Source organism: Cupriavidus sp. 05N40, assembly GCF_056397305.1.
Genome location: NZ_JBFTND010000369.1, coordinates 1 through 3,785, shown reverse-complemented (window position 1 = coordinate 3,785; position 3,785 = coordinate 1). Strand labels below are relative to the sequence as shown.

Genomic DNA, 3,785 nt, shown 5'->3' with positions numbered 1-3,785 from the left:
ATGCTGCGTTCTCCTGCGAGGCGACGGGAAGGGCGGTAACCAGTTCGGCGGTGGTCAGGATTTCGTGGGCAAAGGTCGGGCCGTTCAGATGATGCGCGGCATGCATCATTTCCTTGCTGAAAGCAGCCGTGGCATCGCGCACGAGCGTGACGTGATAGCCAAGCTCCATGGCGAAGCGTGCCGTCGACTCGATGCAGGTGTTGGCCAGCAGGCCCACGACGATCACATGCGTGATGCCGTGCTGCTTGAGCTGGAAGTCGAGGTCGGTATTGGCGAACCCGCTCTGGCCCCAGTGTTCCTGGATGACGATGTCACCATCCTGCGGCACGAAGTCCGGATGCCATTCGCCGCCCCACGTGCCCTTGGCGAAAGTGTGGCGCTGCTGGACCAGGCGCTGCGTGGGATTCGGGTGGTCCCAGTTGTCGTAATCGCCTGGCTGCCAGCGCCGATGCGGTACGTAGAACACCTGGATGCCGGCGTCGCGCGCTGTCGCCACGGATGCGCGCAGGTTGTCGAGCAGGCGAACGTCGTCTGCCACGTTCCTGAGCATCGGGAACAGCTTGCCGCCGTCGGATAGGAAATCGTTATACGGATCCACCAGCAGCAGGCCGGTGCGCTCCGCGGGATACACGGGATTAGCCATTTCAGTACTCCATTCAGAAAGCATGTGCGACCGGGGTCGCATTTCGCAGTGGCGCCGGACTGCTTTGTTCGGGATGGGCGACGTCTCGCGCATCGGTACGTCCCAGTATAACTATGAAAATCATAGTGTCAAGAAACACAAGGCTTGCAGCCCGATCAGGGAGCAGATAGCAAGTCCAGGAACTGTGTTACTATGAAATCAATAGTTAGTGTTGGAGGGTGGTCGTGGCACATGCAACGCAGGAGAGGGCGGATACGGTATGCCCGGTGGCGCGCTCGGTAGATGTCGCGGGCGACCGGTGGACGATCCTTGTACTGCGGGAGCTGTACATGGGCGCCACGCGGTTCGAGGAAATTCAGATCCAGACCGGCGCTACGCCACAGATGCTGACTTCGCGGCTCAAGGCGCTTGAAGCGGATGGCATGGTCGAACGCCAGCCGTACAGCGAAAAGCCGTTGCGCCACGAATACCGCCTGACGGACAAGGGGTGGGCGTTCTACCCGGTGATCTACGCGCTACGGGCGTGGGGCGAAACGTGGTGCAAGGACAAGGATGAGGAAGTGGCGATGCATTTCGTGCATCGCGCATGCGGCCACGATGTCGGCCTGGCCAGCGTATGTCCGCACTGCGGCATCCCCGTGGAGCGCAAGGATCTCGTGGCTTCGACCGGCCGTCATTTCGCGGCGGAACGCGAAGCCCGGCGCGTTGCCTTCAAGTTGAAGTAATCGCGCCAGCGCCCGGCGCTGTCGAAGCGTCCTTGACGCTCTAGCGGCCCCGGCCCCGGCGGCGGCGGCTGCGGGCATGCGCGGCGACACGAGCCTGCAAGCATTGGCAATCCGGGCTACTCTCTGCGCTTCCAGCCTTCATATCGGACGGGTCGCGCAGCATGTCCGCCGCCCGCCAGGAAAACCATGAAACAACCGCTCAGAATCGATTTTGTCTCGGATATCGCATGCCCATGGTGCGCTATCGGCCTGTCCTCGCTCCAGCTTGCGCTATCGCGCCTCGGCGACGCCGTCGACGCCGAGATTGTCATGCATCCCTTCGAACTGAATCCGCAGATGGGGCCGGACGGTGAGGACATCGTCGACTATCTCGGCAAGAAGTATGGGCGCACGCAGGCCCAGATCGCCGAGACCCAGGCCACGATCCGCGAGCGTGGCGCCAGCGTCGGCTTTGCCTTTGGCCCGCGTACGCGGGTCTACAACACCTTCGATGCGCACCGCCTGCTGCATTGGGCCGGCATGGAGGGCAGGCAGTTGCCGCTCAAGCTGGCACTGCTGCAGGCTTACCATGGCGAGGGAAAGGATCCAAGCAGCCACGATGTCCTGGTCGAAGCGGCGGAATCGGCAGGACTCGACGCCGCGCAGGCGCGCCACATATTGCAGAGCGGTGACTATGCCGATGAGATTCGGGCCGAAGAACGGGAATACCAGGCAATGGGTATCCAGTCGGTGCCCTCGGTCATTTTCAACAACCGCTACCTGGTGACCGGCGGACAACCCGTGGAAGCCTTCGAGCAAGCCATCCAGCGGATCCTGGCCGAGGCGTAGCCGCGAGATCTCCGCGCCGCAACGGCGGCTCGCCACACCAGGGCTGCCCGCGGGCGGGATGCTGACCGGAATGCGCCGGCCCGATCGGCCCGGTCTTCTGTCTGCTCCGCCGCCTCAAGTGCATTGTCTGCTTCGATGCCGGGATAGCGCATGGCGCTCTGCGCCCGCCTCTATCTACGCCCCCGCACGCGGTGCCACGCCGGCGCCCTCGATGCCGTGGCGTCGCAGCGCATCGGCGACGAAGCCCGAAGCCTTCATGTCTTCGATGAAGCTGCCGAGCCAGGCCCGCGCGGCGCCGCGCCCCTTCGGTACACCCATGGCCTGCTCGATCACCATGAAGCGGCCGGGCAGCAAGCGCACGCCACCAACGCGCCGGGCATCCGCCTCAAGCTGCTGTTTCACGCCGGCGGCAACGTCCAGGCGCTGGGCAAGGAACATGTCGGTGACTGCCGGCGAGGTCGGCGCGCGCACCAGCGTGGCCGCCTTCAGTTCGCGCGTGAGGAACAGATCGTAGGCACTACCGCGGCCCACCACTACCCGGGTTCCCGCGTGGTCCACCTCGTCGTTGCGCTGCAGGGCCGAATCGTTGCGCACAAGGTAGGCGCCTTCGATGATCACGTATGGCGCCGTGTATTCGATATCCGCCGCGCGGACCGGGTCGATCGCAACGAACGCGAGGTCCACTTGCCGGGCCTTGACGGCGTCAACCACGCTGCCTGCCGAAGCAAACGGCACCAGCTCGAGCGCCAGGCCGAGGCGGCGCGCTGCTTCACGCGCGAGATCTACCGATACACCCTGGAGCTCGCCGTTCGCGGCGCGGCTCGCGAGGATCGGATTGCCGAGGTTGATGGCCGCGCGCATTGTTCCGCTGCCGCCCAGTTCGGCGATCGCGCCCGTGCGCGAATCGGCGCCCGCCGGGGCCTGGGAGGCGGCGCACCCGGCCAGGGCCATTGCGGCGGCGGCCGGGCCGAGCCTGCAGATCGAACGTCGGATGCGGTTCATCGGAAGCCCGCCTGCTGGCGAGGTTCGGGAACGACCGGGTTTGTCGTGGCGCAAGCGCCGAAGGCCAGGGGAAATCCGGCCAGCGCCCCGCGAGCGAGGAGTGGAAGGCGGCGTCTGATCATGTTCGTCCCTTGCGTGAGCTTTGGCGACATCTCAATCATGCCACCCCGATGCGCCGCGGCAATCTTATTGCCCCTCGACCGAAAATGGCGGCAGCTGGTAGCTCCAYGTCTCGCTCAGCGTCCTGGCGCCAGACACCAGCGCGGCGCGCATCTCCACCGCCTTCTTCGGATCCCTGACCTTGATGCGCAGATTCAGCCGCCAGCCTTTGATGACGGGGTTTGGCTCCAGGACATTGGCCAGCAGCTCGGCGTTGTCGCCAACGCTGACTTGTGCGGCGACCTGCGTGCCGGAGGGAAGGTTTGCGAGGACGGGGCCTTCGAAATCGACGACCAGGCCGGTGCTGCCATCGAGATGGCGGATCAGGTTGGCCTGCGTGATTTCTCCTGCCGAGCGCAGTGTCTGCTTGACCCAGGCCAGATCCTTGTCGAACAGGGCGCGCTCGTTCATGGTCCAGTGCATCGTGT

General features: G+C 64.8%; 5 protein-coding genes. 2 read left to right on the top strand and 3 right to left on the bottom strand.

The genetic code is table 11. The features are described 5' to 3' along the window. A partial coding sequence (locus tag AC1DO7_RS40205) for a cysteine hydrolase family protein (protein ID WP_441621020.1) occupies nucleotides 1–643 on the bottom strand: 643 nt, incomplete at its 3' end. A 224-nt stretch (nucleotides 644–867) separates the two neighbouring features. Between AC1DO7_RS40205 and AC1DO7_RS40200 the strand changes: the two genes are divergently transcribed. Both AC1DO7_RS40200 and AC1DO7_RS40195 read left to right on the top strand, forming a co-directional pair. Continuing rightward, nucleotides 868–1,368, top strand: coding sequence for a winged helix-turn-helix transcriptional regulator (locus AC1DO7_RS40200; RefSeq protein WP_441621022.1), 501 nt, complete (start codon nucleotides 868–870; stop codon nucleotides 1,366–1,368). Between the two features lie 186 nt (nucleotides 1,369–1,554). Next, the gene (locus AC1DO7_RS40195; RefSeq protein WP_441621024.1) at nucleotides 1,555–2,196 is read left to right on the top strand and encodes a DsbA family oxidoreductase; all 642 of its coding nucleotides are present in this window, start codon (nucleotides 1,555–1,557) and stop codon (nucleotides 2,194–2,196) included. A 174-nt stretch (nucleotides 2,197–2,370) separates the two neighbouring features. Here AC1DO7_RS40195 and AC1DO7_RS40190 read toward each other — a convergent pair whose 3' ends face one another. Together AC1DO7_RS40190 and AC1DO7_RS40185 are read right to left on the bottom strand one after the other, a co-directional pair. Beyond that, on the bottom strand, nucleotides 2,371–3,057 hold the full coding sequence (locus tag AC1DO7_RS40190) for an ABC transporter substrate-binding protein (protein WP_441621083.1): 687 nt from the start codon (nucleotides 3,055–3,057) through the stop codon (nucleotides 2,371–2,373). A gap of 327 nt (nucleotides 3,058–3,384) precedes the next feature. Continuing rightward, the coding region (locus AC1DO7_RS40185) for a glucan biosynthesis protein (RefSeq protein ID WP_477117487.1) at nucleotides 3,385–3,785 on the bottom strand (401 nt) is incomplete at its 5' end.

Excerpts from the sequence above, each read along its gene's own strand:
- AC1DO7_RS40190 (WP_441621083.1), bottom strand. The coding sequence starts at position 3,057 with ATGCGCGCGGCCATCAACCTCGGCAATCCGATCCTCGCGAGCCGCGCC.
- AC1DO7_RS40195 (WP_441621024.1), top strand. The coding sequence starts at position 1,555 with ATGAAACAACCGCTCAGAATCGATTTTGTCTCGGATATCGCATGCCCA.